The following is a 24,656-nucleotide window of genomic DNA, read 5'->3' as shown; positions in this document are numbered from 1 at the left end:
CGGCCTGTGGCTTTAGTCTGTTGCGGTACCGCTCCCGCGGTACGTGGGAGGAACGCGGAACGAGAGGGAAGCAGGCGCGATGTACGGCTGGATCTGGCGGCATCTGCCCGGCAACGCATGGGTACGCGCGCTGATCTCGCTCGCACTGGTCCTCGCGGTGGTGTTCGTGCTGTTCCAGTACGTCTTCCCGTGGGCCGAGCCGCTCCTTCCGTTCAACGACGTGACGGTGGACGAAGGATCGGGAGCTGCTCCGTGAGCGCGCGCATTCTGGTTGTCGACAACTACGACAGCTTTGTCTTCAATCTGGTCCAGTACCTCTACCAGCTCGGCGCCGAGTGCGAGGTGCTGCGCAACGACGAGGTCGAGCTCGCCCACGCGCAGGACGGTTTCGACGGCGTACTGCTCTCGCCGGGCCCGGGCACCCCGGAGGAGGCGGGCGTCTGCGTCGACATGGTGCGGCACTGCGCCGGCACGGGCGTCCCCGTCTTCGGCGTCTGCCTCGGCATGCAGTCGATGGCCGTCGCGTACGGCGGCGTCGTCGGCCGGGCTCCGGAGCTGCTGCACGGCAAGACCTCGCCGGTGGTGCACGAGGGGCTCGGCGTGTTCGCCGGGCTGCCGTCGCCCTTCACCGCGACCCGCTACCACTCCCTCGCGGCCGAGCCGCAGACCCTGCCCGACGCGCTGGAGGTCACCGCGCGGACCGAGGACGGGATCATCATGGGGCTGCGGCACCGGGAGCACGACGTCGAGGGCGTGCAGTTCCACCCCGAGTCGGTGCTGACGGAGTGGGGTCACCGGATGCTCGCCAACTGGCTCGTGCGCTGCGGTGACGCCGGCGCCGTCGAGCGGTCGGTGGGACTGGCCCCGGTGGTGGGCAAGGCCGTCGCGTGACGGCCGTCGCGCCGTCCGCGCCCACGGGGGGCCGGGCCGCGCGGCGCAAGGCGGCACAGGAGGCCGCGAAGCGTACGCACGTACGGGCGCGCAAGCGGGGCGGCGGACGCCGCCGCCGGCGCCCGCGCTCGGGCGGCCCGCTGGTGGTGCTGAGCCGCGCCGTCGGGGAGATGTTCATCACCGTCGGCGTGGTGATGCTGCTGTTCGTCACCTACCAGCTCTGGTACACCAACGTGCTGGCGGAGCGGACGGCGGACGGGGCCGCGGGCTCGCTGCGGCAGAACTGGGAACACGCCCCGGGCGGGGCGTCCGCGCCGCCGGTGGCGGCCTTCGAGCCGGGCCAGGGCTTCGCGATCCTGCACATCCCGAAACTGGACGTGAAGGTGCCGGTCGCGGAGGGCGTCAGCAAGACGCAGGTGCTCGACAAGGGGATGGTCGGGCACTACGGCGAGGGACCGCTGAAAACGGCGATGCCGTCGGACCGGCAGGGCAACTTCGCGCTGGCCGGCCACCGCAACACCCACGGGGAACCGTTCCGCTTCATCAACCGGCTGGTGCCGGGCGACCCGATCGTGGTGGAGACGAGGGACGCGTACTACACCTACGAGATGACCTCCGCGCTGCCGCAGACCTCACCGTCCAACGTGTCGGTGATCAAGCCGGTTCCCGCGGGATCCGGCTTCACCGGATCCGGCCGGTACATCACGCTGACGACCTGCACCCCGGAGTTCACCAGCACCTACCGGATGATCGTATGGGGCAGGATGACCGGGGAACGACCCCGCAGCCAGGGTGCCCCGGCCGCGCTGAACAGCCCGTAAGCCGACCCGTACGTACGCCACAGAGGACGAATCCGCAGTGTCTCGTGCCCGCCGCCGTTCCGCACAGCCGCCCCGCGACCGCAGTGTCCTCGCCGGGTTCCTGAGTGTGCTCGGCGAGCTCCTGATCACGGTGGGCCTGGTGCTGGGCCTGTTCGTGGCCTACTCGCTGTGGTGGACGAACGTGCTCGCCGACCGGCAGGCGTCGGCGCGCGGCGACGAGGTCCGGCGCCAGTGGCAGCAGCCGTCGCCGGCCGGCGGGGCGCAGCGGCCGGCCGAACCCGGGGCACTGGACACCCGGGGCGGCATCGGGTTCCTGCACGTGCCGGCGATGAAGAACGGCGAGGTGCTGGTCAAGCCGGGAACCTCCCCGGACGTGCTCAACGAGGGCGTCGCCGGGTACTACACGGAGCCGGTGAAGGCGGCGCTGCCGTGGGAGGAGAAGGGCAACTTCTCGCTGGCGGCGCACCGCGACGGGCACGGGGCGAAGTTCCACGATATCGACAAGGTGAAGGGCGGCGACGCCGTCGTCTTCGAGACGCGTGACACCTGGTATGTGTACAAGGTCTTCGCGGAGCTGCGCCAGACCTCGAAGTACGACGTGGACGTGATCAACCCGGTCCCGAAGGAGTCGGGCAGGACGGCCCCGGGGCGCTTCATCACGCTGACGACCTGCACGCCGGTGTACACCTCGAAGTACCGCTACGTCGTGTGGGGCGAGCTGGTGCGCACGGAGAAGGTGGACGCCCGGCGCACCCCGCCCGCGGAACTGCGCTGACGGGAACGGCCCGGCCCCCCCAGGACGGGGGGCCGGGCCGTTCCCTGCGTGGCGCGTCAGCGGCGCGTGCCGCCGGTGAGGCCGCCGAAGAACCCTCCGCCGCCCTGGCCCTTGACCGTGCGGACGTTGACGACCGTGCCGGCGGGCTGGGGAGTTCCCACCGCCGGGGTGGAGTCCAGGATCACCGCGTTGTCGTCCGTGGGACCGGCGAGGACCGCGCCGAACACCAGGCCGCTCGCCTGGAGGGTCAGCTTGGCCTGGGCCACCGTCTGACCGGTCAGCGGCGGTACGACGGTCGGCTGCGCCGCCGCGGCCTTGGCGATGCTGACGTTGACCGTCGTGCCCTTGGCCAGTTCCGTGCCCGGCGTGTACTGCTGCTGCACGATCGTCTTGGGCGCCGTGCCGGGGGGCGCGTCGACCTCGGTGACGCTGCCGAGCTTGAGCTTGGCGTCGGAGAGCAGCTTGGCCGCCGCGTCCTGCGTCTTGCCGGTGAGGTCCGGGACGGCGCCCTTCGCGATCTCCTTGGAGACGGTCAGGGTGATGACCGAACCCTTCTCCGCCTTGACGTCGGACTTGGGGTCCTGGTCCAGGACGATGCCGGGCGACTGGTCGGACTCGACCAGCTTCTTCTCCACCTGGAAGCCCTTGCCCTGCAGTGTGGACTCGGCCTGATCCGACTTCATCCGCAGCACGTCGGGGACCGCCACCTTGGGCGCACCCGAGGAGATCTTGACCTTGATCGTGGAGTTCTTGTCGACCTTGGTGTCCGGCGCCTGGCTCTGCTGGCAGATCCGGTCCTTGGGCTGGTCGGCACATTCCATCGTGCCGTCCTGGACCACGTTCAGGCTGACGTTCTTGCCGCGCTCCTGGGCCGACGCGAGGGTCTCGCCGATCAGCTTGGGGACGGAGGGCCGGTTGTCGGCGCCCCCCGTGAACACCGTGCGGCCGATGAGGATGGCGCCGACCAGCACGAGCACGCCGGCCACGGCCAGCAGGACCGTGGAGGCGCGGCTCTTCTTCTGCGGCCGGCGGCCGTGGCCGCCCTGGTCGTAGCCGCCGTGGCCCTGGTCCCCGTAGCCGCCGTCGCCCGGGGCGGTCGGGGGCATCATCGCGGTCTGGCCGGCGTCGGTGCTGCGCAGGGCGGTGGTGGGCTGGTCGTAGCCCTGGTGACCGTAGCCGTGGCCCTGGTCGCCGTAGCCGTATCCGGCGGCGCCCATGGCGGCGGTCGCGGCGACGGGCTGGCCGTCGAGGCAGGCCTCGATGTCGGCGCGCATCTCGTCGGCGGACTGGTAGCGGTAGTCGGGGTCCTTGACCAGGGCCTTGAGGACGATGGCGTCCATCACCGGCGTGATCTCGGGGTCGAAGTTCGACGGCGGCTGCGGTTCCTCGCGCACGTGCTGGTAGGCGACGGCCACCGGGGAGTCGCCGACGAACGGCGGCCGGACGCAGAGCAGCTCGTAGAGCAGGCAGCCGGCGGAGTACAGGTCGGAGCGCGCGTCGACCTGCTCGCCCTTGGCCTGCTCCGGGGAGAGGTACTGGGCGGTGCCGATGACGGCGGCGGTCTGCGTCATGGTCATGCCGGAGTCGCCCATGGCGCGGGCGATGCCGAAGTCCATGACCTTGACCTGGCCGGTGCGGGTCAGCATCACGTTGGCGGGCTTGATGTCGCGGTGCACGATGCCGGCGCGGTGCGAGTACTCGAGGGCCTGGAGGATGCCGATGGTCATTTCCAGGGTGCGCTCGGGCAGCAGTTTGCGGCCGGAGTGAAGCAGCTCGCGCAGGGTGGACCCGTCGACGTACTCCATCACGATGTACGGGATGGAGATGTTGTCTACGTAGTCCTCGCCGGTGTCGTAGACGGCGACGATCGCCGGGTGGTTGAGCGATGCGGCCGACTGGGCCTCGCGGCGGAACCGGGCCTGGAAGGACGGGTCGCGGGCGAGGTCGGCACGCAGGGTCTTGACGGCGACGGTACGGCCGAGCCGGGTGTCGTGACCGAGGTAGACCTCGGCCATGCCACCACGGCCGAGCACGTGGCTCAGCTCGTACCGGCCGCCGAGGCGACGCGGCTCTTCCATAACTTGCAGCCCTCTCCGTCAGTCCCGACCGCACCGGTGTGTGGTCCGGCGGTGTGCTGTTCGCGCAAAGGCTACCGGCCGATCGGGAGTGATCGTCTCGTGACCACAGGCTGATACGAGACCGGTACCGAGCGCTCGGATCCTGTCTTCGTTCCTCATCCCTTGTTGTTCTTCAGAACGGCTTCCATGACCGCCTTGGCGACCGGCGCCGCCAGGCCGCCACCGGTGATGTCCTCACGGTCGGCGGCGCTGTCCTCGATGACGACGGCGACGGCGACCGGGGAGGAACCGTCGGGCAGCTTGGCGTAGGAGATGAACCAGGCGTAGGGACGCTTGGCGTTCTTCTCTCCGTGCTGCGCGGTGCCGGTCTTGCCGCCGACGGTCACGCCCTTGATCTGGGCCATGGTGCCGGTGCCGTTCTCGACGACGTTGACCATCATCTTCTGGACCTTCTGCGCGTTCGCGGCGGAGAGGGGCCGGCTCATTTCCTGCGGCTCGTGCTTCTCGATCACGTCGAGGTTGGGCGCGGTCAGCTGGTCGACCATGTACGGCTTCATCAGCTTGCCGTCGTTGGCGATGCCCGCGGTGACCATGGCCATCTGCAGCGGGGTGGCGGCGGTGTTGAACTGGCCGATGGAGCTCTGCGCGTTGCCGTCCCTGCCCATGGTCTTGTCGTAAACGCTGGCGAAGGCGCGGACGGGGGTGTCGATGGTGCTGTTGAACCCGAACTTCTGGGCCATGTCGACCATCTTGTCGCGGCCGACCTTGTCGCCCATGTTCGCGAAGACCGAGTTGCAGGAGACCCGCAGCGCGTTGTTCAGGCTGGACTTCTCGCAGCCCGAGGCGTGGTTGACCATCGGGGTCCTGGTGCCCGGCAGGATGTACGGCTCGGGAGTGTCCGTCGGTGCGTCGATGTCCGTGACGGCGCCGTTCTCCAGGGCCGCGGCGGCCGTGACGACCTTGAAGGTGGAGCCCGGCGGGTAGGTCTCGCGCAGGGCTCGGTTGACGAGGTTCTTGTCCTCGCTGTCGTTGAGCTGGCGCCAGGCCTTGCCGTCGTCCTTCGAGAACCCGGCGAAGCTCGACGGGTCGTAGGACGGGGTGCTGACCAGGGCCAGGATGGCGCCGGTGCGCGGGTCGATCGCCGCGACGGCGCCCTTCTTGGTGCCGAGCTGCTGGTAGGCGGCCTTCTGCGCGGCGGCGTTCAGGGTGGTGACGACGTTGCCGCCCTGCTTCTTCTCCCCGGTGAACATGCCGATGGTGCGGTCGAAGAAGAGCCGGTCGTCGTTGCCGGTGAGGATGCCGTCGTCGATGTTCTCCAGCTGCGTCGAGCCGAAGGCCTGGGAGGCGTATCCCGTGACGGGCGCCCACAGGGGGCCGTCGATGTACGTCCGCTTGTACTTGAAGTCGCTGCCGTCGGTGACCGCGGAGCCGGTGACGGGCTGGCCCTGGACGATGATGTTGCCGCGCTCGGTGGCGTACTGGGCGATCTGGACCCGGCGGTTTTCCTTGCGGGTGCTGAGCTCCTCGGCCTGGACGTACTGCAGCCAGTTCGTACGGATCAGCAGCGCGAGGACGAGCAGCCCGCAGAACAGCGAGATGCGGCGCAGGGGCTTGTTCATGACGGGCGGACCACCTGGGTCATCTCGGAGTCGGGGGACGGGGCGGGGGCCGGGGCCGGGCGGCGTGCGGTGTCGCTGATCCGGATGAGGATGGCGATGAGCACCCAGTTCGCGAGGACGGAGGAACCGCCGGAGGCGAGGAAGGGCATGGTCATGCCGGTGAGGGGGATGAGGCCCATGACTCCGCCGGCGACGACGAAGATCTGCAGGGAGAACGCGCCGGAGAGGCCGATGGCGAAGAGCTTGCCGAACGGGTCGCGGGCGGCGAGTGCGGTGCGGACGCCGCGCTCGATGATCAGGCCGTAGAGCAGCAGGAACGCCATGACGCCGGAGAGGCCGAGTTCCTCGCCGACGGTGGAGAAGATGAAGTCGGAGTTGGCGGCGAAGCCGATCAGGTCGGAGTTGCCCTGTCCCCAGCCGGTGCCCAGGACCCCGCCGGAGCCGAAGCTCATGATCGACTGGCCGACCTGCTCGCAGGCGCCGGACTTGCTGTAGCAGGCGAAGGGGTCGAGCCAGGCGGTGACGCGGACCTTGACGTGGCTGGCAGTGGTGCCGACGACGACGGCGCCGCCGACCGACATGAGCAGACCGATCACGATCCAGCTGGTGCGCTCGGTGGCCACGTACAGCATGATCACGAACATGCCGAAGAAGAGCAGCGAGGTGCCCAGGTCGTTCTCGAAGACGAGGACGAGCAGGCTCATCGCCCAGATCATCAGGATCGGGCCGAGGTCACGGCCGCGCGGCAGGTAGAGGCCCATGAAGCGGCGGCTGGCCAGGGCCAGGGCGTCGCGCTTGACCATCAGGTAGCCGGCGAAGAAGATCGCGATCACGATCTTCGCGAACTCGCCCGGCTGGATGGAGAAACCGCCGACGCTGATCCAGATCTTCGCGCCGAAGACGTCGGCGCCCAGGCCCGGGACGACGGGCAGGATCAGCAGGACCAGCGAGGCGGCCATCGAGATGTACGTGAACCGCTGGAGCACGCGGTGGTCCTTGAGGACCAGCAGCACGACCGCGAACAGGGCGAGCGCGAGGGCCGTGTACATCATCTGCCGGGGCGCCGACTCGGTGAAGCCGCCGTACTGGCGCTTGGCGAGGTTCTGCAGCCGCTCGGACTGGTCCAGCCGGTAGATGATCACGAGCCCGAGCCCGTTGAGCAGCGTGGCGATCGGCAGCAGCAACGGGTCGGCGTACTTGGCGTAGCGGCGCACGACGAGGTGCGCGAGACCGGCGAGCACGCCGAGGCCGAGCCCGTAGGTGAGCATGCCCGGGGGCAGCTTGCCGTGGATCGACAGCCCCACGTTGGCGTAGGCGAAGATCGGGATGACCACGGCGAAGGCGAGCAGCAGGAGCTCGGTGTTCCGCCGGCTCGGCAGCTCGATGGCGCCGATGGTGGTCGTGTTGGTGACAACGCTCATGGTGTGGCAGGCCCCCTGTGCCCGCGTGTGGCTAGGGCTTTTCGCACTGGCCGGCCAGCTGCTGCTCCGCGGGAGTCAGGCCGGGGCCGGGTGTCGGGCTGTTCTGCGCCTCGGCGGCGCGGCGGGCTTCGTCCTTCTTGCAGGCGGACACCTGTGCGCTCAGCTCGTCGATCTTCTTGCGGGCCCCGTCGAGGCTGCCTTCGCCGATCGTGGCCTCGACCTGCTTGCGCTTGAAGGACGGCAGGTACTTGAGTTCGATGTCGGGGTGGTCCGTCTCCACCTGCGAGAGGTGGATCCAGGCCAGGTTCTGACTGATGCCCCGGTACAGGGCGACGTGCTCGTCCTTGACGCCGACGTAGAACTGGGTCTGGGTCCAGCGGTGCCCGGCGTACACGCCCCCGCCGACCACGCCCGCGACGAGCAGCAGGATCAGGGTCCTGGTGGTCCACCTGCGCCCTTTGCCGCGCCGCCTGCGGGGCTTGTCGTACGTGTCCTCATAGCCGGAGTCGGCGTCGTAGGCGCCGCTGTCGGCGTCGCCGAAGCTGCCGTAACCGCCGCCCTGGCTCTGGTCGGGGTATCCGTAGCCGGGGTTGTCGCCGCTGCCGGGAGGGCCGAAGGCGCCCGCGGGCGGGGCGGCCGGGCGGCCGAGACCGGAGGCCCGGCCGGCCGGGGTCTGCATCGCGTTGCCGTCGAAGAGCTGGTGCTGGTTCTCGGCGACCGCGCCGACGACCACCGGGGTGTCGTTCAGCTGGGCGGCGAGGGTGTCGCCGCTGTCGGTGTCGAGCACGTCGGCCACGATGCAGGTGATGTTGTCGGGGCCGCCGCCGCGCAGGGCGAGCTGGATCAGGGACTGCACGGTCTCGTGCGGGCCGTGGTAGTCGGCGAGGGTCTCCTCCAGGGTCTGGTGGGAGACGACGCCGGACAGCCCGTCGGAGCAGATGAGGTAGCGGTCGCCGGGCCGGACCTCGCGGATGGACAGGTCCGGCTCGACGATGTCGCCGCTGCCCAGGGCCCGCATGAGCAGCGAGCGCTGCGGGTGGGTGGTGGCTTCCTCTTCGGTGATGCGGCCCTCGTCGACGAGGCGCTGCACCCAGGTGTGGTCCTGGGTGATCTGCGTGAGGACGCCGTCGCGCAGGAGGTAGGCACGGGAGTCGCCGACGTGGACGAGGCCGAGGCGCTGACCCGTCCACAGGAGGGCGGTCAGGGTGGTGCCCATGCCCTCCAGTTGCGGGTCTTCCTCGACCATGACGCGCAACTGGTCGTTGGCGCGCTGCACGGCGACGCTGAGGGCGGTGAGGATGTCGGAGCCCGGGACGTCGTCGTCGAGCTGCACGAGGGTGGAGATCACCTCGGAGCTGGCGACTTCGCCGGCGGCCTGGCCGCCCATGCCGTCGGCGATCGCGAGGAGGCGGGGGCCGGCGTAACCGGAGTCCTCGTTGCCCTCGCGGATCATGCCCTTGTGCGATCCGGCGGCGAACCGCAGGGACAGACTCATGCGCACCTGCCCTGTCGACGCTGCTGCCTCCGGGTACAACCGGTCTCGACGAGCCACACTGCCCACCCTCCGGTCGGGAGCGCGCGCGGGTCCGTGTCCCCGGTGGGACGGGCCGCCGCGGCTCGCTCGCTCCGCTCGCTCATTCTCGTACTACTTCCGCAGCTCGATGACGGTCTTGCCGATGCGGATCGGGGCGCCCGGCGGGATGGGCGTCGGGGTGGTCAGCCGGGTCCGGTCGAGATAGGTGCCGTTGGTGGACCCGAGATCCTCGACGATCCACTGGCCGTCGGTATCGGGGTAGATCCTGGCATGACGGCTGGACGCGTAGTCGTCGTCCAGCACGATCGTGGAGTCGTGGGCGCGGCCCAGGGTGATCGTCTGCCCCGACAGGGCGACCGTGGTGCCCGTGAGGGTGCCCTCGGACACGACGAGTTTGGTGGGCGCCCCGCGGCGCTGCCGCTGCTGCGGGGGCGCGCTCGGGCGCCCCGTCTGCTGCGGGGCACCGCCTGCGCCGCCGCCGCGGCGGGAGCCGCGTTGCGTGACTCTCGTTCCGAAGAGGTCGCTGCGGATGACCTGGACGGCCACGATGACGAACAGCCACAGAACGGCCAGGAAACCCAACCGCATGACCGTCAGGGTCAGCTCTGACATTGCCCCCGCTTCACCCTTCGGCTTGCCGGTAAATGATGGTGGTGCTGCCCACGACGATCCGCGAGCCGTCGCGGAGCGTAGCGCGGGTGGTGTGCTGCCCGTCCACCACGATGCCGTTGGTGGACCCGAGATCCTGGATCGTCGGGGGCGTTCCGGTCCGGATCTCACAGTGCCGGCGCGATACGCCGGGGTCGTCGATCCGCACATCGGCCTCGGTGCTTCGGCCGAGTACGAGCGTGGGGCGCGAGATCTGGTGGCGGGTGCCGTTGATCTCGATCCAGCGGCGCGTGGTGCCGGGGGCGCCCGGTCCCGGCCCCGGCCCGGGACCGCCGCGGCGCGCGGCGGGACCGCCGGGCGGCGGGGCGGTCGGCATGGGCGGGGCGGCGACCGGGGGGTACCCGTATCCGCCCTGCTGCGGGCTCTGGGGCGCCTGGCCCTGCCCCTGGGGGCCGGCCGGCTGGGAGGTGCTGGAGGCGAGGGTCCGGCTGCGGACGCGGTAGAGACCGGTGTCCAGGTCGTCGGCCTTCTCCAGGTGCACCTTGATGGGGCCCATGAAGCTGTAGCGCTGCTGCTTGGCGTAGTCGCGGACGAGGCCCGCGAGCTCGTCGCCGAGCTGTCCGGAGTAGGGGCTCAGGCGTTCGTAGTCGCCGGAGCTGAGCTCCACGATGAAGTCGTTGGGGACGACGGTCCGCTCGCGGTTCCAGATGGTGGCGTTGTTGTCGCACTCGCGCTGGAGGGCGCCGGCGATCTCCACCGGCTGGACTTCGGACTTGAAGACCTTGGCGAAGGTGCCGTTCACCAGACCTTCGAGTCGCTGCTCGAACCGCTTCAGAACTCCCATGGGGCACCTCCTCCGTCGTTGTCGCCCTGTACTGCTTACTGATCGTATCCACGCGTGGCGGATTCGGGTGGTTCCCCTCCGGTCCCGTGCGCAGGAGTGTTGGTCCTCACAAGGATCGTAGGGGCGCTCCAGGGACAGTGTCCCGCACCGGGAGCGGAGTGCGGGAGGGGACCGTCGTGGCGGTGGTGGCCGGGGGTCGGGAAGCGATGTGATTCCACCCCGTCCGACGTGCTAATGTTTCGACGTCGCCAGGGGAACGGCCCGAAAGGGAAGAACCGCTGGGGAGCTGCTCGGGCGAGTGGCGGAACGGCAGACGCGCTGGCTTCAGGTGCCAGTGTCCTTCGGGACGTGGGGGTTCAAATCCCCCCTCGCCCACTGAGGACGCCGATGAAACGGTGTTCTTGGCAACGACGAAACGGTCGTCATCGTGAAAGCGATGGCGGCCGTTTTGCTTTGCCCTCGGACGGTTCGTGGCGCTCCCGCTGTCGCTGGGGGTGTGTCTCGCTGAGGGTGTGTCAGGCGTCGGGGCGCCGGTGACGTACGTCATGGCGGGGCCGTGCACCGTGCACGGAAGCCGGTGACATCTGTGACCCCTGGACGCGAGGGCGCCGCGGGCAGGGTGGGGGCATGGAAGCGGACTGTGGGGGGACGCCGGGACGATCGGCCGCGCAGTGGCTGGGGACCCTGCTGAGGGACCTGGTGGCTTGGCTGCGGCGAAAGCCGGTGGCGGTGCCCCGAGGGGTGCCGGGCGCTGTCCCATTCCGCGGACGTACGCATGGTCGTCCGGGCGGTGGCCGCGGCGGACCTCGTCGTCGAAGCCGTCGTCGACGCGATGGTCCCGGCCGCGTACCGGGTGCTGCACCTGTTGTGGGTCGGGTGCGCCCTCGTCCTGTGCGCCGGCTTCTGCGCGATGACCGCCCGTACCCCGCACCTGTTGGAGGCGCGGGTGCTGCGGCTGCGGACCGGGCCGTTTCGGGAAGTGGGCCTGCCGCTGGATCAGGTCGTGAGCGCCCGGGCCGAGCACGGGCTGACCGTCGGTCACGGGCTGCGCAGGTCGCCGGACGACGGGGAAGGCGTGGCGTGCTCGGTCAGCAGTGCCACCACCGTGGTGCTCGTCCTCGCCCGGCCCGTGGAGGTGCGGCTGCGGCGCGGTGGCAGCGTCATGGCCCGGCGGGTGCGGTTCTGTGCCGACCGGCCGGCCGAGGCCGCGCGGCTGATCCGGGAGGCGGCGGGGCGGGCCGCCGTACGCGAGCCGGAGCGTGGCGGGGCCGGGGCGTGAGAACCGCTCCGGGCCGCCCTGCTGGTCAGGGGTGCCGGGCTGTCGATACGGTCAGGCCGAATCATTGATGTTGGCCGAGAAGTACGGCAGTTACGGGTGGGGGGCGGCACGCATGGTGGCGGTACCGGCGGAGCAGGCAGTGGGAGCGGAACCGGCGACGGGAGCCGGACGGATACCGCGGGTCGCCGGATTCGCGCCGCGGGTCGTGGCGGGCTCGGCCAAGGAGACGGGCAGGGCATTGCGGGCACGCGTGCCGCGCTCGGCGCACGCCCGGTTCGAGGCCCCGGCCGGACGACCCGACGCCGTCCGCGCGGTCGAGCAGTCCAACGTCGGACGGGTCGCGGAACTCACGCCGATCCGCGTGGGCCGCATGGCCGCGAACCCCTTCGCCTTCCTTCGGGGCGCGGCCGGTCTGATGGCGCACGACCTGTCCGGCGGCCCGGTGACCGGCGTCGGCGCGCAGATCTGCGGTGACGCGCACGCGGCGAACTTCGGTCTTTACGGGGACGCGCGGGGCCGGCTCGTCATCGACCTGAACGACTTCGACGAGACCGTCTTCGGTCCGTGGGAGTGGGACGTGAAGCGGCTGGCGACCTCGCTGGTGCTGGCCGGCCGGGTGGCGGGGGCGGACGAGGACACCTGCCGGGCGGCAGCCTTGGACGCGGTGGGCGCCTACCGGCGGACGATGCGGCTGCTGGCCAAGCTGCCGGCGCTCGACGCGTGGAACGCCATCGCGGACGAGGAACTGGTCTCGCACACCGATGCCCGGGACCTGCTGGGCACCCTGGAACGGGTCTCGGAGAAGGCCCGTAACAACACCTCGGCCCGGTTCGCCGCCAAGTCGACGGAGGCCTGCCCCGACGGGTTCCGGCGCTTCGTGGACGCCCTTCCGGTCCTGCGCCGGGTCGGCGACGAAGAGGCGGCCGCCGTGGCCGCCGCGCTGGGCCCGTACTTGAACACCCTGCAGGGCGACCGGCTGCCGCTGCTGGCCCGCTATGCCATCCACGACGTGGCGTTCCGCGTGGTGGGTACCGGGAGCGTGGGCACCCGCTCGTACGTGGTGCTGCTGCTGGACCACCGGGGAGAGCCGCTCGTGCTCCAGGTGAAGGAGGCGCGGCCTTCCGTGCTGCTGCCGCACCTGCCCGCGCTGGGCTTCCACGCGCCGGAGGAGGAGCACGAGGGACGCCGCGTGGTGGCCGGACAGCAGCGGATGCAGGTGGTCTCCGACATCCTGCTGGGCTGGACCACCGTGCAGGGGCGCCCGTACCAGGTCCGCCAGTTCCGCAACCGCAAGGGCAGTGTGGATCCGGCGGCGCTCGCCCCCGAGCAGATCGACGACTACGGACGGATGACGGGCGCCCTGCTGGCCCGGGCCCACGCGCACAGCGCCGATCCCAGGGTGCTGGCGGGCTACTGCGGTAAGAACGAGGAGCTGGACGAGGCGATGGCCGCCTTTGCCGTGACCTACGCGGACCGCAGTGAGGCCGACCACGCCTATCTGGTGGCGGCGGTCCGGTCGGGCCGGATCGCGGCCGAGTTCGGCGTCTGAGGGTACGGCCCGTCTCGTTCCGGGGCCCCTCGGGCGGCGCCGGCGGGCCGGACAGGCTCGTCGGCGCCGCCGGCGGATCGGGGCGGCCTTGGGTGTTTCTGGGGCTGCCTCGGGCGTGTCCGGGGCGCCTGAGGTGTTTCCGGGACGGCACCGGATGTTTCACGTGAAACCGGTGGATGTTTCACGTGAAACACGCAACGTCCACCGGGGCGGACGGGCCTTAGGCTGGCCGGGTGAGCGAGCACACGGAGCAGACAGTCCCCCAAGAGTCCGCCGACTCCGGCGACGAGCGGCCCGAGGCCCGGCTTGACCGGGCGGTGCGTGCCGCGGAGCAGGCGCTGATCGAGTTCGAGATCGCGGTGGAGACCTTCCGGGTCGAGGTGGAGAACTTCTCCCGGCTGCACCACCAGAAGCTCGGCCCCATGTACTCGCGGCTCGATGAGCTGGACGCGCTGATCGCCGAGGCGAAGGCGGCGCGGACCGGCGATCCCGATGATCTTCGGCGAGCCCGTGATGCGCGGTCACTGGTGATGCCGATGCCCGGGGTCGACGAGTTGTTCCACGACTGGATGGGCTCTGACGGGATCTCCGACGACGCCTCCGCGATGCTCACCGACCGTACGGTGCGGCCGCCGGAGCGAGTGCGTCCGACGGAGGAGGTACGTCGGCTGTACCGCGAGCTGGTCCGCAAGGCGCATCCCGATCTCGCCCAGGACGAAGCCGAGCGGGAACGGCGGGATGCGTTCATCTCCCGGGTCAACGCGGCGTACGCGCGGGGTGAGGAAACCCTGCTGCGCGAGCTGGCGGAGGAATGGGCGGCCGGCCCGGCGCCGGAGACGGCACGGCCGAGCGAGAGCGAGGAGCTCTACGCGCGGCTGGAGTGGCTGGCGCGGCGCAAGGAGCTCCTGGCGGCGGTGGCGCGGGAGCTGGAGGAGAGCGCCATCGGATCGATGCTGCGGATGGCTCCGGACGACCCGGACCGCCTGCTGGAGGAGATCGCGGAGCAGCTGCTGGCCCAGGTCTCCGAGCGTGAGACCGAACTGGCGGGGCTGACCGAGGGGCAGTAGAGCCACGACGGCTCGGGCGGGTGGTGCGTGCCTGCGGGTGGCGCTCGCGGCCCGCAGGCGGTCCCCGGCCGCCTCGGGCTCCGGGGTACCCCGGCCGGTATAGGTTGGGATCCGGATCTGTGACGAGAGAAGGCGACGTATGAACTTCGGACCGCTTCCCTCGGTGGGCGCCGCCGAGGTGCCCTCCGAAGGCTTTGTCCTGGACGTCCGTGAGGACGACGAATGGGCGGCCGGGCATGTCGAGGGCGCGCTGCACATCCCCATGAGTGACTTCGTGGCCCGCTTCGGCGAGCTCACCGAGGCCATCGAGGACGGTGGCCGGGTGCACGTGATGTGCCGGGTGGGCGGGCGTTCCGCGCAGGTCACCCAGTACCTCGTCCGTCAGGGCATCGATGCCGTGAACGTCGACGGTGGCATGCAGGCCTGGGACGGCGCCCGCCGCCCAATGATCAGCGAGAGCGGCAACCCGCCCTTCGTGCTCTGAGCCGGGACCGGTAACGCGCCGGTCAGGCGAGGGGGTGGGCGGCCAGGAGGTCGCCCAGGGCCTCCTCGTGTGCGGCGGCCGGTCCGAGCTGGAGTTCCAGCTGCTTGGCCCAGGCGTGGTAGCGGTGCAACGGGTAGTCGGTGTCGGCGCCGAACCCGCCGTGGAGGTGCTGGGCGGTCTGTACGACCCGGCGTACGCCCTCGGAGGCCCAGATCTTGGCCACCGCGACATCGCCGGCGATCGGCAGCGGGCCCCCCGCGCCCGCTGCCGCGCTCTCCAGCCTCCAGGCCGCCTGCCAGAGGGTGACCTCCATGGCCCGCAGGTCGATGTAGCGGTCCGCCGCCTGTACGGCAACGGCCTGGAACGTGGCGACGGGGAAGCCGAACTGCTCACGCTTCCCCGTGTACTGGCCGGTCATGGCGAGTACGGCTTCGCCGAGACCGAGCGCGAGGGCGCAGGTGCCGGTCGCCAGCAGCCGGTGGAGCAGGTCCCAGGCCGCCGGGTCGCCGATGAGGTGGGTGCGGGGCACCCGCACCCCGTCCAGGGTGAGGTGGGCGAGCCGCTCGCCGCTGGTGGAGTACTGGTCCGCGAGGGTCAGCCCCTCGGCGCCACGGGGAACCAGCGCGAGGACCGCCGCCCCCTCCCCGGTGTGGGCGGGTACGGCGATCCAGTCGGCGCTCTGCGCCCAGGGGACGGAGGTCTGGACCCCGTCCAGGACCCACAGCGAACCGTCGGACCGGGCGTCCACGCCGAGTTCGGCCGGGTCGTGGCCGGTGCGGCCGTGTGCCGCGGCGGTGAGGACGAGGGTTCCGCGGCCTGCTCCGGGCAGCAGGGCGGCGGACAGTTCCCGGCCCCCGTATGCCTGGACCGCCATGGCGGTGGCGCAGTGCTCCAGCAGCGGTACCCGGGCCAGTACCTTCGCCGCCTCGCGCAGCACCAGGCAGAGCGCGATGGCGTCGAGCCCGGCCCCGCCGTGTTCCTCGGCCAGGACCAGGCCCAGCAGGTCGGATCCGGCGAGACGGGCCCACAGCGGCCGGTCGAAGTCGTCGGCCACCGCTCCCGGGGTGAGCGCGGGGCTCGGGACACCGTCCGGCGAGACACCCGCGAACACGGCCTTGGCCGCCTCGACGGCGGCCTGCTGCTCCTCGGTGAAGGTGAAGTCCACTGCCAGTCCTCCCGGGTGCCCACCGGAGCGTGCCGGTTCGCGTCCTGCGCCGATCTGACGGAGCGTCAAGATAGAGCAGTGCCGGTGAAAAGCACAGCCTCCGAGGGGGACCGAGCGGTCAGCGGTCGAAGTCGATCTCCACGTCCTCCGTCACCGCGTGGGACTGGCAGGCCAGCACGAACCCGGCCTCCGTCTCCTCCTCCTCCAGCGCGAAGTTGCGGTCCATCCGCACCTCACCCGACACGAGGAACGCCCGGCAGGTCCCGCAGACCCCGCCCTTGCAGGCGTACGGGGCGTCCGCGCGGTTGCGCAGCACGGCATCCAGCAGCGACTCCCCGTCCTGGACCGGCCAGGTGCCCGACCGGCCGTCGAGACGGGCGGTGACCCGGCCCCGTGCGGCGGCGGCCGAGGGGGCGCGCACGACGGCCTGCGGCGCGGTGTCCTCGACGTGGAAGACCTCCTCGTGGACCCTGCCCCGTACGACGCCCAGGGCCTTCAACGCCCGCTCCGCACCCTGCACCAGGCCGTAGGGGCCGCACAGGAACCACCCCGTCACCTCCGCGACGGGCAGCAGCGCCGGCAGCAGGGTGTTCAGCCGCTGCTCGTCCAGTCGGCCGGACGGCAGCCCGGCCTCCTGCTCCTCCCGGGACAGCACGGTCACGAGCTGGAACCGGTCGGGGTAGCGGTCCTTGAGGTCGGCCACCTCCTCCAGGAACATCGTCGAGGCCGCCGTGCGGTCAGCGCGCACCAGGCAGAAGCGGGCATCGGGCCGGGCAGCCAGCAGGGAGGCGGCGATCGACAGCACCGGGGTGATCCCGCTGCCGCCCACGATCGCCGCGTAGTGCGCGGCGGCCGGCGCCGCGGCCGGGTCCAGGACGAACCGTCCGGCCGGGACCATCACGTCGAGGACGTCCCCGGCGGCGATCTCCTTGTGCGCGAACGTGGAGAACTCGCCGCCCTCCACCAGCCGCACGCCGACCCGCAGCGACGAGGGGCCCGCCTCGCCCGGGGCGGGGGAGCAGATCGAGTAGGTACGGCGGACCTCGGAGCCCTCGGGGGTGCTGCGGCGCAGCGTCAGGTGCTGGCCCGGCGCGTGCCGGTACTCGGCCCGCAGCTCCTCGGGCACCCGCAGGGTCAGGGCCACCGAGTCGTCGGTGAGCCGGTCGACCGCCGCCACCGTGAGGGCGTGGAAAGCGCCGTGGCGCGCGGGACGCGGCGCCCCCGCAGGGGACGACTGCGCGGGCGACGGCGGCGGCACGGCCATTTACAGCTCCTTGAAGTGGTCGAACGGTTCGCGGCAGGCGACGCAGCGGCGCAGCGCCTTGCACGCGGTGGAGGAGAACCGGCTGAGCAGTTCGGTGTCGGTCGATCCGCAGTGCGGGCAGCGGACCGACAGCGTCAGCGGGACCGGGCCGCCCGCGGCGTGCGGGCGGGGCGGGGCTATGCCGAACTCCGCGAGCTTGCGCCGGCCCTCGGCGCTGATGTCGTCGGTCGACCAGGCCGGGGCCAGCACCGTGGTCACCCGCACGTCGGGGATGCCGTGCCCGGTCAGGGCCTGGCGGATGTCGGCGGACATGGCCTCGATCGCCGGGCAACCGGTGTAGGTGGGGGTGAGGAGGACCTCCGCGTGGCCGTCGTCATGCATCCGGACCCCGCGCATGACGCCGAGTTCGGCCAGGGTGAGGACGGGCAGCTCAGGGTCGGGGACGGAGCCGGCCAGCTCGGCCAGCTCCGCCTCCAGGCGGGTCGTTCCGGCGGTCGTTCCCGTACCGGGTTCCGCGTCCGTCACCATGACGCCCCCGGATGGCTGCGGTGCAGGTGCTGCATCTCCGCCAGCATCCGGCCGAACGGCTCGGTGTGCAGTCCCTGCCGGCCGGCGCCCGCGGCCCAGGCTCCCGTCCGCGGGCCTTCGGGCAGGGTGAGCCCGGCGCGCTCCAGGACCGCTCCGAGCGCGGCCAGCCAGCGCTCTTCCAGGGCGGCCCAGTCGACGCCTTCGAGTCCGTCCACCGGCTGGAACATCTCGCCGGTGTACTTCCACAGGGCGTCCAGCGCGGCCCGCATGCGGGCCCGGCTCTCCTGCGTGCCGTCGCCGAGCCGCAGCGTCCACTGCTCGGCGTGGTCGTGGTGGTACGCGGTCTCCTTGACGGCCTTGGCGGCCAGGGGCGCGAACGGGCCCTCGCCCGCAGCCAGTTCCCTGTACAGCTCGTGCTGGTAGAGCGAGAAGTAGAGCTGCCGGGCGATGGTGTGGGCGAAATCGCCGTTGGGCCGCTCGACCAGCTGGACGTTGCGGAAGGAGCGCTCCTCGCGCAGGAACGCCAGCTCGTCCTCGTCGCCCGCCATGGACAGCAGCAGGCGGGCCTGGCCGAGCAGGTCGAGGGCGATGTTGGCGAGGGCCACCTCTTCCTCCAGGACGGGTGCGTGGCCCGCCCATTCGCCGAGGCGGTGGGAGAGGATCAGCGCGTCGTCCCCGAGGGCGAGGGCGGCCGCCCGCACGGTGTCCGTGCCGGTTGCGGCGGCTTCGGCCGCGGCGGTCACATCGCTGGTCGCGTTGCCGGTCACAGGTGGCGCACCCCCTCGGGGATCTCGTAGAAGGTGGGGTGGCGGTAGGGCTTGTCGGCGGACGGGGCGAAGAACGGGTCCCGCTCGTCCGGCGAGGAGGCGGTGATCTCGGTGGAGGGCACCACCCAGATCGACACGCCTTCGCTGCGCCGCGTGTAGAGGTCACGGGCGTTGCGCAGGGCCATTTCCGCGTCCGGGGCGTGCAGGCTTCCCGCGTGCGTGTGCGAGAGGCCGCGCCGCGAGCGGACGAACACCTCCCACAGCGGCCAGTTCTGCGTCATGCCTGTGTCTCCTCGTGGTTCGTCGCCGTGTGACCGGCGTGCTCTGCGGTGGTGCCGTCCGCCGGGCGGGCGGCCTGCCGCGCGTGCTTCGCCGCGTACGCCGCGGCGGCTTCCCGTACCCAGGCGCCTTCCTCGTGGGCCGTGCGCCGCTGGCTGAGGCGCTGTTCGTTGCACGGGCCGTTTCCCTTGAGCACGTCCCAGAACTCGGCCCAGTCGATCGCGCCGAAGTCGTAGTGCCCGCGCTCCTCGTTCCACTTGAGGTCCGGGTCGGGCAGGGTCAGCCCCAGCGACTCGGCCTGCGGCACGGCGATGTCCACGAAGCGCTGACGCAGCTCGTCGTTCGAGTGGCGCTTGATCCGCCAGGCCATCGACTGGGCCGAGTGCGCCGACTCCCCGTCCGGCGGCCCGAACATCATCAGCGAGGGCCACCACCACCGGTCCACGGCGTCCTGCGCCATGGCGTGCTGGGCCTCGGTGCCCTTCGACAGGGCCAGGAGCAGCTCGTACCCCTGGCGCTGGTGGAAGGACTCCTCCTTGCAGATGCGGACCATGGCGCGCGCGTACGGACCGTAGGAGCAGCGGCAGATCGGCACCTGGTTGGTGATGGCCGCCCCGTCGACGAGCCAGCCGATCGCACCGACATCGGCCCAGGTCAGGGTGGGGTAGTTGAAGATCGAGGAGTACTTCTGCTTCCCCGAGTGGAGCTTGTCGAGCAGCTCGTCGCGGCTGGTGCCGAGGGTCTCGGCGGCGCTGTACAGGTAGAGGCCGTGTCCTGCCTCGTCCTGGACCTTGGCCATCAGGATCGCCTTGCGGCGCAGCGAGGGCGCGCGGGTGATCCAGTTGGCCTCGGGCTGCATGCCGATGATCTCGGAGTGGGCGTGCTGGGCCATCTGGCGGACCAGGGAGGCGCGGTATTCGTCGGGCATCCAGTCACGCGGCTCGACGCGCTCGTCCGCCGCCACGGCGGCGTCGAACGCGGCCGCGAGCTGCGCACCGAGATCGCCGCCCTCGCCCGGGGCACCGTGCCCCGGCTGCGCGGGACCCGTTCCCAGGCCTGTTTCCTGCCCAGATTCCGGGGTCACTGTGACCATCCCGGCCCCCTGTCAGAGTCTGCGTTCCGCCCGACCGACCGATCGTTCGGTTCATCCTCTTCAATGGTGGGTCGACGGCCCGTAGGGTGTCAACCTCTGTGGGCAACCCTGTGGACGCCGGACGATCGGGACGCGATGGATTCGAACGAGCGAAAGCCCGTGGGAGGGGCCGTTCCGCCGCCCGTCACGGAGCCCCGCGCCCCCGGGATCGCCGGCCTCTCCACCCCCTACCGCGTGCTCGCGGCGATGGCCCTCGGGGCGGTCGGCGTGGCCGCCTGCGCCCACCTGGCGTTCGTCTTCCTGCACGTCGCACCGTCCAACACGGTCAGCAAACGCCACGCGGAGACCGTCGACGGCTGGATCTACCCCGAGTTCGAACAGAACTGGAAGCTCTTCGCCCCCAACCCGCTCCAGCAGAACATCGCGATCCAGGTACGCGCCCAGCTGCGGACGGCCGGCGGCGAGCTCACCACCAGTGACTGGCGCGACCTGTCCGCCGAGGACGGCGCTGCCATCCGGCACGACCCGCTGCCGAGCCACACCCGGCAGAACGAGCTCCGGCGGGCCTGGGACTTCTTCACCGGCTCCCACGACGACGACAACAAGCCGAACGGCGAACGCGGCGACCTCTCCGAGGCCTACCTGCGGCGGATCGCCGTGGCCCGGCTGGCCGGATGGCAGCACGGCGGCGACCGCATCGTACGGATCCAGCTGCGCTCGGCGACGACGGCGGTCGCGGCGCCGAAGTGGAGCGCCGAACGCACCGACACCCAGACGTACTACCGGGAGCTGCCGTGGTGGACGCTCTGAGCCGGGCGCGGGCCGCGGCCGGACGGGGGCTCGCGAGGGTCACGGGGGAGGCGCTGGGGCCGTACCAGAGTGCGGTCGTACGGATCGGCTTCGCCGGCACCTGGCTCTTCTTCCTGCTGCGCGAGTTCCCGAACCGGCACGAGCTGTACGGGCCGGACGGGCCGTGGAGCTGGGCGCTCGCGAAGCGGCTGATCGCCACGAACCACGCGTTCACGGTGCTGATGTGGTCGGACGCGACCTGGTGGTTCGAGGCGGTCTACGCCCTGTCCGTGCTCGCGAGCGCGCTGCTGGTGCTGGGCTGGCGGACGCGGGCGACGTCCGTCGTGTTCATGGTGGGGGTGCTCTCGCTCCAGAACCGCAGCGTGTTCATGGGGGACGGCGGGGACAACGTCATCCACCTGATGGCGATCTACCTGGTACTGACGCGGTGCGCCCAGGTGTGGTCACTGGACGCGCGGCGGGCGGAGCGGGGCGGGGCGGGCCCGTGGGGGCCGGTGCTGTGGGGCGTACTGGGCGCGGTGTTCGCGTACGGGGCTCTGGCCGGGCGGTTCGACATGCTGTGGACGGCGGCGTTCGGGGCCCTGTGGGTGACCGCCGGGGTGTGGTGGCTGGCCGAGCGGTACGCCCCCGAGGGGGAGGGGCGGGCACTCCTCGACGTCCTGGCGAACCTGCTGCACAACGCGGGGATGCTGGTCATCACGGCGGAGGTGTGCCTGATCTACGCGACGGCCGGCTGGTACAAGATCCAGGGGTCCCGCTGGCAGGACGGTACGGCGCTGTACTACCCGCTGGGGCTGGACTACTTCGCCCCGTGGCCGGGTCTGTCGGCGCTGCTGGCGGGCAGTGGGACGGTGGTCATGCTGCTGACCTACGGCACGGTGGCGGTGCAGGTCGCGTTCCCGTTCACGCTGTTCAACCGGCGGATCAAGAACGTGCTCCTGGCGATGATGATGCTGGAGCACCTCGGGATCGCGGTGGTGCTGGGGCTGCCGTTCTTCTCGCTGGCGATGATCGCGGCCGATGCGGTGTTCCTGCCGACGGCCTTCCTGGTTTGGGCCGGTTCCCGGGTGGCGCTCGTACGGGTCCGCCGCGAACGGCCCGGGCCGGTGGCGGTCGCCGAGGCGGGAGCCGTCGGGCGCTGACGGCGTCGGTCCGCTGATGGCGCGGGAACTGCCGCTGCCGGCGGCCGGCGGGCAGGGCCGTAGGGTCGGCGGTATGAGTGAGCAGCGTGGTGGGGGCGATGAGGTGGCGCGGGCCTGGCGGGAGGCCGCCGGGCGGGAGGACCTCGTGCTTCTCGACGGGTTCCACGCGCTGAAGCACGCCCTGCGCTTCGGCGCCGACGTCCTGGCCGCGATCGCCGACGACCCCGCCGCCGTTCGGGCCCTCGCCGCCGAGCTGGCCCCGGACGTGGAGGCGGAGGTGGCCCGTCTGGTCGCCGGGGCGGAGCTGCGCACGCTGCTGGGCCGCGTCCACCCCACGGGGGTCGCCGCCCTGGCGGTCAGGCCCGACCGCGCCGAGGGGCGGGCCCGCCTGGAGCGGATGCCCCGGTCCGCGCCGGTCGTCGTACTGGACAACCCCCGCAACCTCGGCAACGTCGGAGCGGTCGTCCGGCTCGCCGCCGGCTTCGGCGCCACCGGCGTCGTCACCCGCGGCGACCTCGACCCCTGGCACAGCAACGTGGTCCGCGCGGGAGCCGGACTGCACTACGCCACCACCGTCGACCGGGTGGAGCTCGACACCCTGCCCCCCGGCCCGCTGTACGCGCTCGACCCGGAGGGCGAGGACATCCGCGCCCTCACCCTCCCCGACGACGCCCTGCTCGCCTTCGGCTCCGAACGCCACGGCATCTCACCCGAGCTGCGCGCCCGGGCCGACCACCTGGTGTCCCTGCCGATGCGCCCACAGGTATCCAGCTACAACCTGGCCACCAGCGTCGCCATGACCCTTTTCCACTGGGGAGGGCCGCACGCCGGCAACTAGCGCCGGCGGCGGGCCTGCGCCCACTAGCGCTGGCGGCGGACCTCCACCACGCGGAAGCGGTTCGCGACGAACGCGCCGTCGCACAGCGCCGCGTTGGCCGCGGGGTTGCCGCCCGAGCCGTGGAAGTCGGAGAACGCCGCGGTCTGGTTCACGAAGACCCCACCGGTCAGGTTGAGCGACAGCTGCGCCGACTCCTCCAGGCAGACCTCCTCGATCGCCCGCTCGGTGTCCGCGGACGTCGTGTACGCGCCGACCGTCATCGCGCCCTTCTCCCGGACCGTGCGCCGCAGCAGCTCCAGCGCGTCCGCAGTGGAGTCGACCGCCACCGCGAACGAGACCGGGCCGAAGCACTCGGACAGGTACGGCGCGGAGTCGTCCGGCTTGGAGCCGTCCAGCTTCACCATCACCGGGGTGCGGACCACCGCGCCCGGGAACTCCGGGTTCGTGACTTCCCGCGAGGCCAGCGCGACCTCGCCCAGGCCGGCCGCCGCCTCCAGACGGGCCTTCACGTCCGGGTTGACCAGCGCGCCCAGCAGGGCGTTGGCCCGGGCGTCATCGCCGAGCAGGCCCCCGACGGAGGCCGCGAGGTCGGAGACGACCTCGTCGTACGTCTTGTGGCCCGCGTCCGTCTCGATGCCGTCCCGCGGGATCAGCAGGTTCTGCGGGGTGGTGCACATCTGGCCGCTGTACAGGGACAGCGAGAACGCGAGGTTCGACAGCATGCCCTTGTAGTCGTCGGTAGAGTCGACGACGACGGTGTTGACGCCCGCCTTCTCCGTGTACACCTGCGCCTGGCGGGCGTTGGTCTCCAGCCACTCGCCGAAGGACGTCGAACCGGTGTAGTCGATCAGCTTGATCTCGGGGCGCAGCGCGAGCGTCTTGGCGACGCCCTCGCCGGGACGGTCGACCGCCAGCGCGACCAGGTTCGGGTCGAAGCCGGCCTCGGCGAGGACCTCGCGGGCCACCTTCACCGTCAGCGCCAGCGGGAGCACGGCGCGCGGGTGCGGCTTGACCAGGACCGGGTTGCCGGTGGCCAGGGAGGCGAAGAGCCCCGGGTAACCGTTCCAGGTCGGGAAGGTGTTGCAGCCGATCATCAGCGAGATGCCGCGCGGCACGGCGGTGAAGCTCTTGCCGAGCTCCAGCGGGTCCTTCTTGCCCTGCGGCTTCGACCAGTCCGCCTGCGCCGGGACGCGGGTCTGCTCCTCGTAGGCGTATGCGATCGCCTCCAGGCCGCGGTCCTGCGCGTGGGGACCGCCTGCCTGGAACGCCATCATGAAGGCCTGGCCACTGGTGTGCATGACCGCGTGCGCGAACTCGTGCGTCCGCGCGGAGATCCGGGACAGGATCTCGATGCAGACCAGCGCACGGGTCTCGGGGCCCGCGTCCCGCCAGGCGCCCATGCCGGCCCGCATCGCGGGCAGCAGCACGTCCGGGTCGGCGTGCGGGTACTCGACGCCGAGCTCGGGGCCGTACGGGGACACCTCACCGCCGGTCCAGCCGTCGGTGCCGGGCTGGTCGAGGTCGAACCGGGTGCCGCGGACGGCTTCGAACGCCGCGAGGCCGTCGGCCGGGGCGCTCTCCCCGTAGGCCTTGGGGTGCTCGGGATGCGGGGACCAGTACGCGCGGCTGCGGATGGCCGCGAGCGCCTGGTCCAAGGTGGGCCGGTGCTTCTCGGACAGCTGGTGGACGGTGGGCTCGGCGGCCATCAGGGACCAACTCCTCGTTGAGCCGGGCGGGATCACGCTGGTTCACACGGTCGTTCACACAGTCACGGAGTGCGGACCGGGGGAACCGGATCG

General features: G+C 71.5%; 23 protein-coding genes, 1 tRNA gene and 1 pseudogene. 12 read left to right on the top strand and 13 right to left on the bottom strand.

What is annotated here, in order from left to right:
• Window positions 1–79: 79 nt before the first annotated feature.
• The 4 genes and pseudogenes from OHA81_RS16035 (at window position 80) to OHA81_RS16020 (ending at window position 2,487) form a co-directional block, all read left to right on the top strand.
• Window positions 80–256, top strand: a complete 177-nt coding sequence (locus OHA81_RS16035; protein ID WP_168713929.1) for a hypothetical protein — start codon at window positions 80–82, stop codon at window positions 254–256.
• On the top strand, window positions 253–891 hold the full coding sequence (locus OHA81_RS16030) for an aminodeoxychorismate/anthranilate synthase component II (RefSeq protein WP_329196628.1): 639 nt from the start codon (window positions 253–255) through the stop codon (window positions 889–891). Before OHA81_RS16035 ends, OHA81_RS16030 begins: the two co-directional genes overlap by 4 nt.
• A gap of 143 nt (window positions 892–1,034) precedes the next feature.
• A pseudogene (locus OHA81_RS16025) lies at window positions 1,035–1,712 on the top strand (class E sortase); the annotation flags it as partial.
• A 37-nt stretch (window positions 1,713–1,749) separates the two neighbouring features.
• On the top strand, window positions 1,750–2,487 hold the full coding sequence (locus OHA81_RS16020; protein WP_329196626.1) for a class E sortase: 738 nt from the start codon (window positions 1,750–1,752) through the stop codon (window positions 2,485–2,487).
• 56 nt (window positions 2,488–2,543) lie between these two features.
• Here OHA81_RS16020 and pknB read toward each other — a convergent pair whose 3' ends face one another.
• The 6 genes from pknB to OHA81_RS15990 form a co-directional block, all read right to left on the bottom strand.
• Complete coding sequence (gene pknB, locus OHA81_RS16015; RefSeq protein WP_329196624.1) at window positions 2,544–4,565, bottom strand: Stk1 family PASTA domain-containing Ser/Thr kinase; 2,022 nt, start codon at window positions 4,563–4,565, stop codon at window positions 2,544–2,546.
• Between the two features lie 155 nt (window positions 4,566–4,720).
• Window positions 4,721–6,184, bottom strand: coding sequence for a peptidoglycan D,D-transpeptidase FtsI family protein (locus tag OHA81_RS16010; RefSeq protein WP_329196622.1), 1,464 nt, complete (start codon window positions 6,182–6,184; stop codon window positions 4,721–4,723).
• Complete coding sequence (locus OHA81_RS16005) at window positions 6,181–7,605, bottom strand: FtsW/RodA/SpoVE family cell cycle protein (RefSeq protein WP_329196620.1); 1,425 nt, start codon at window positions 7,603–7,605, stop codon at window positions 6,181–6,183. Before OHA81_RS16005 ends, OHA81_RS16010 begins: the two co-directional genes overlap by 4 nt.
• Window positions 7,606–7,636: 31 nt before the next feature.
• Window positions 7,637–9,100 carry a PP2C family protein-serine/threonine phosphatase gene (locus tag OHA81_RS16000; protein WP_329196618.1) on the bottom strand — a complete coding sequence of 488 codons (1,464 nt, stop codon included), beginning with the start codon at window positions 9,098–9,100 and terminating at the stop codon, window positions 7,637–7,639.
• A 150-nt stretch (window positions 9,101–9,250) separates the two neighbouring features.
• Complete coding sequence (locus OHA81_RS15995; protein WP_329196616.1) at window positions 9,251–9,751, bottom strand: FHA domain-containing protein FhaB/FipA; 501 nt, start codon at window positions 9,749–9,751, stop codon at window positions 9,251–9,253.
• A 10-nt stretch (window positions 9,752–9,761) separates the two neighbouring features.
• Window positions 9,762–10,592, bottom strand: a complete 831-nt coding sequence (locus OHA81_RS15990; RefSeq protein WP_329196614.1) for a DUF3662 and FHA domain-containing protein — start codon at window positions 10,590–10,592, stop codon at window positions 9,762–9,764.
• 292 nt (window positions 10,593–10,884) lie between these two features.
• Here OHA81_RS15990 and OHA81_RS15985 point away from each other — a divergent pair.
• The 5 genes from OHA81_RS15985 to OHA81_RS15965 all read left to right on the top strand — a co-directional run bounded on the left by OHA81_RS15985 (window position 10,885) and on the right by OHA81_RS15965 (window position 14,971).
• Window positions 10,885–10,967, top strand: a tRNA-Leu gene (locus tag OHA81_RS15985).
• 400 nt (window positions 10,968–11,367) lie between these two features.
• On the top strand, window positions 11,368–11,871 hold the full coding sequence (locus OHA81_RS15980; protein ID WP_329196612.1) for a hypothetical protein: 504 nt from the start codon (window positions 11,368–11,370) through the stop codon (window positions 11,869–11,871).
• A gap of 112 nt (window positions 11,872–11,983) precedes the next feature.
• The gene (locus tag OHA81_RS15975) at window positions 11,984–13,420 is read left to right on the top strand and encodes a DUF2252 domain-containing protein (RefSeq protein ID WP_329196610.1); all 1,437 of its coding nucleotides are present in this window, start codon (window positions 11,984–11,986) and stop codon (window positions 13,418–13,420) included.
• Window positions 13,421–13,653: 233 nt separating this feature from the next.
• Window positions 13,654–14,487 (top strand): J domain-containing protein, encoded by an 834-nt coding sequence (locus tag OHA81_RS15970; RefSeq protein ID WP_329196609.1) that lies wholly within the window; start codon window positions 13,654–13,656, stop codon window positions 14,485–14,487.
• A 139-nt stretch (window positions 14,488–14,626) separates the two neighbouring features.
• The gene (locus OHA81_RS15965) at window positions 14,627–14,971 is read left to right on the top strand and encodes a rhodanese-like domain-containing protein (RefSeq protein WP_329196607.1); all 345 of its coding nucleotides are present in this window, start codon (window positions 14,627–14,629) and stop codon (window positions 14,969–14,971) included.
• A gap of 22 nt (window positions 14,972–14,993) precedes the next feature.
• Here the strand turns inward: OHA81_RS15965 and OHA81_RS15960 are convergent, their stop codons facing one another.
• The 6 genes from OHA81_RS15960 to paaA form a co-directional block, all read right to left on the bottom strand.
• Entirely contained in the window at window positions 14,994–16,136 is a 1,143-nt protein-coding gene (locus OHA81_RS15960; RefSeq protein ID WP_329196605.1) for an acyl-CoA dehydrogenase family protein, read from the bottom strand.
• A gap of 118 nt (window positions 16,137–16,254) precedes the next feature.
• Complete coding sequence (locus OHA81_RS15955; protein ID WP_329196604.1) at window positions 16,255–17,400, bottom strand: 2Fe-2S iron-sulfur cluster-binding protein; 1,146 nt, start codon at window positions 17,398–17,400, stop codon at window positions 16,255–16,257.
• The gene (paaD, locus tag OHA81_RS15950) at window positions 17,401–17,928 is read right to left on the bottom strand and encodes a 1,2-phenylacetyl-CoA epoxidase subunit PaaD (RefSeq protein ID WP_329196603.1); all 528 of its coding nucleotides are present in this window, start codon (window positions 17,926–17,928) and stop codon (window positions 17,401–17,403) included. It abuts the gene before it with no gap.
• A complete protein-coding gene (gene paaC, locus OHA81_RS15945) occupies window positions 17,922–18,671 on the bottom strand; it encodes a 1,2-phenylacetyl-CoA epoxidase subunit PaaC (protein ID WP_329202316.1) in 750 nt (249 codons plus the stop codon). Before paaC ends, paaD begins: the two co-directional genes overlap by 7 nt.
• 20 nt (window positions 18,672–18,691) lie before the next feature.
• Entirely contained in the window at window positions 18,692–18,976 is a 285-nt protein-coding gene (gene paaB, locus OHA81_RS15940) for a 1,2-phenylacetyl-CoA epoxidase subunit PaaB (protein ID WP_329196601.1), read from the bottom strand.
• On the bottom strand, window positions 18,973–20,067 hold the full coding sequence (gene paaA, locus OHA81_RS15935; RefSeq protein WP_329196599.1) for a 1,2-phenylacetyl-CoA epoxidase subunit PaaA: 1,095 nt from the start codon (window positions 20,065–20,067) through the stop codon (window positions 18,973–18,975). The genes paaB and paaA overlap by 4 nt, the downstream gene beginning before the upstream one ends.
• A 159-nt stretch (window positions 20,068–20,226) precedes the next feature.
• On the opposite strand from paaA, the gene OHA81_RS15930 reads away from it, so the two are divergent.
• From OHA81_RS15930 to OHA81_RS15920, 3 genes are all read left to right on the top strand, one after another.
• Window positions 20,227–20,877: a DUF5819 family protein gene (locus OHA81_RS15930; RefSeq protein ID WP_329196597.1), complete on the top strand. Its 651-nt coding sequence runs from the start codon at window positions 20,227–20,229 to the stop codon at window positions 20,875–20,877.
• The gene (locus OHA81_RS15925; protein WP_443056769.1) at window positions 20,874–22,019 is read left to right on the top strand and encodes an HTTM domain-containing protein; all 1,146 of its coding nucleotides are present in this window, start codon (window positions 20,874–20,876) and stop codon (window positions 22,017–22,019) included. The genes OHA81_RS15930 and OHA81_RS15925 overlap by 4 nt, the downstream gene beginning before the upstream one ends.
• Window positions 22,020–22,092: 73 nt before the next feature.
• Window positions 22,093–22,857: a TrmH family RNA methyltransferase gene (locus tag OHA81_RS15920; RefSeq protein ID WP_329196594.1), complete on the top strand. Its 765-nt coding sequence runs from the start codon at window positions 22,093–22,095 to the stop codon at window positions 22,855–22,857.
• 23 nt (window positions 22,858–22,880) lie between these two features.
• Here the strand turns inward: OHA81_RS15920 and paaN are convergent, their stop codons facing one another.
• Window positions 22,881–24,563: a phenylacetic acid degradation protein PaaN gene (paaN, locus tag OHA81_RS15915; RefSeq protein WP_329196592.1), complete on the bottom strand. Its 1,683-nt coding sequence runs from the start codon at window positions 24,561–24,563 to the stop codon at window positions 22,881–22,883.
• Window positions 24,564–24,656 lie beyond the last annotated feature (93 nt).

The sequence above is a fragment of the Streptomyces sp. NBC_00667 genome, assembly GCF_036226825.1.
Classification (GTDB): domain Bacteria; phylum Actinomycetota; class Actinomycetes; order Streptomycetales; family Streptomycetaceae; genus Streptomyces.
Note: the sequence above shows the minus strand (reverse complement) of the source record. Positions and strands in the feature narration are given on the sequence as shown.

Bases quoted from the DNA above. Each gene is read 5' to 3' on its own strand.
- OHA81_RS16035 (WP_168713929.1), top strand. From the start codon at position 80: ATGTACGGCTGGATCTGGCGGCATCTGCCCGGCAACGCATGGGTACGC.
- pknB (WP_329196624.1), bottom strand. From the start codon at position 4,565: ATGGAAGAGCCGCGTCGCCTCGGCGGCCGGTACGAGCTGAGCCACGTG.
- OHA81_RS16010 (WP_329196622.1), bottom strand. From the start codon at position 6,184: ATGAACAAGCCCCTGCGCCGCATCTCGCTGTTCTGCGGGCTGCTCGTC.
- OHA81_RS16005 (WP_329196620.1), bottom strand. From the start codon at position 7,605: ATGAGCGTTGTCACCAACACGACCACCATCGGCGCCATCGAGCTGCCG.
- OHA81_RS16000 (WP_329196618.1), bottom strand. From the start codon at position 9,100: ATGAGTCTGTCCCTGCGGTTCGCCGCCGGATCGCACAAGGGCATGATC.
- OHA81_RS15995 (WP_329196616.1), bottom strand. From the start codon at position 9,751: ATGTCAGAGCTGACCCTGACGGTCATGCGGTTGGGTTTCCTGGCCGTT.
- OHA81_RS15990 (WP_329196614.1), bottom strand. From the start codon at position 10,592: ATGGGAGTTCTGAAGCGGTTCGAGCAGCGACTCGAAGGTCTGGTGAAC.
- OHA81_RS15980 (WP_329196612.1), top strand. From the start codon at position 11,368: ATGGTCGTCCGGGCGGTGGCCGCGGCGGACCTCGTCGTCGAAGCCGTC.
- OHA81_RS15975 (WP_329196610.1), top strand. From the start codon at position 11,984: ATGGTGGCGGTACCGGCGGAGCAGGCAGTGGGAGCGGAACCGGCGACG.
- OHA81_RS15965 (WP_329196607.1), top strand. From the start codon at position 14,627: ATGAACTTCGGACCGCTTCCCTCGGTGGGCGCCGCCGAGGTGCCCTCC.
- OHA81_RS15955 (WP_329196604.1), bottom strand. From the start codon at position 17,400: ATGGCCGTGCCGCCGCCGTCGCCCGCGCAGTCGTCCCCTGCGGGGGCG.
- paaD (WP_329196603.1), bottom strand. From the start codon at position 17,928: ATGGTGACGGACGCGGAACCCGGTACGGGAACGACCGCCGGAACGACC.
- paaB (WP_329196601.1), bottom strand. From the start codon at position 18,976: ATGACGCAGAACTGGCCGCTGTGGGAGGTGTTCGTCCGCTCGCGGCGC.
- paaA (WP_329196599.1), bottom strand. From the start codon at position 20,067: ATGGTCACAGTGACCCCGGAATCTGGGCAGGAAACAGGCCTGGGAACG.
- OHA81_RS15920 (WP_329196594.1), top strand. From the start codon at position 22,093: ATGAGTGAGCAGCGTGGTGGGGGCGATGAGGTGGCGCGGGCCTGGCGG.
- paaN (WP_329196592.1), bottom strand. From the start codon at position 24,563: ATGGCCGCCGAGCCCACCGTCCACCAGCTGTCCGAGAAGCACCGGCCC.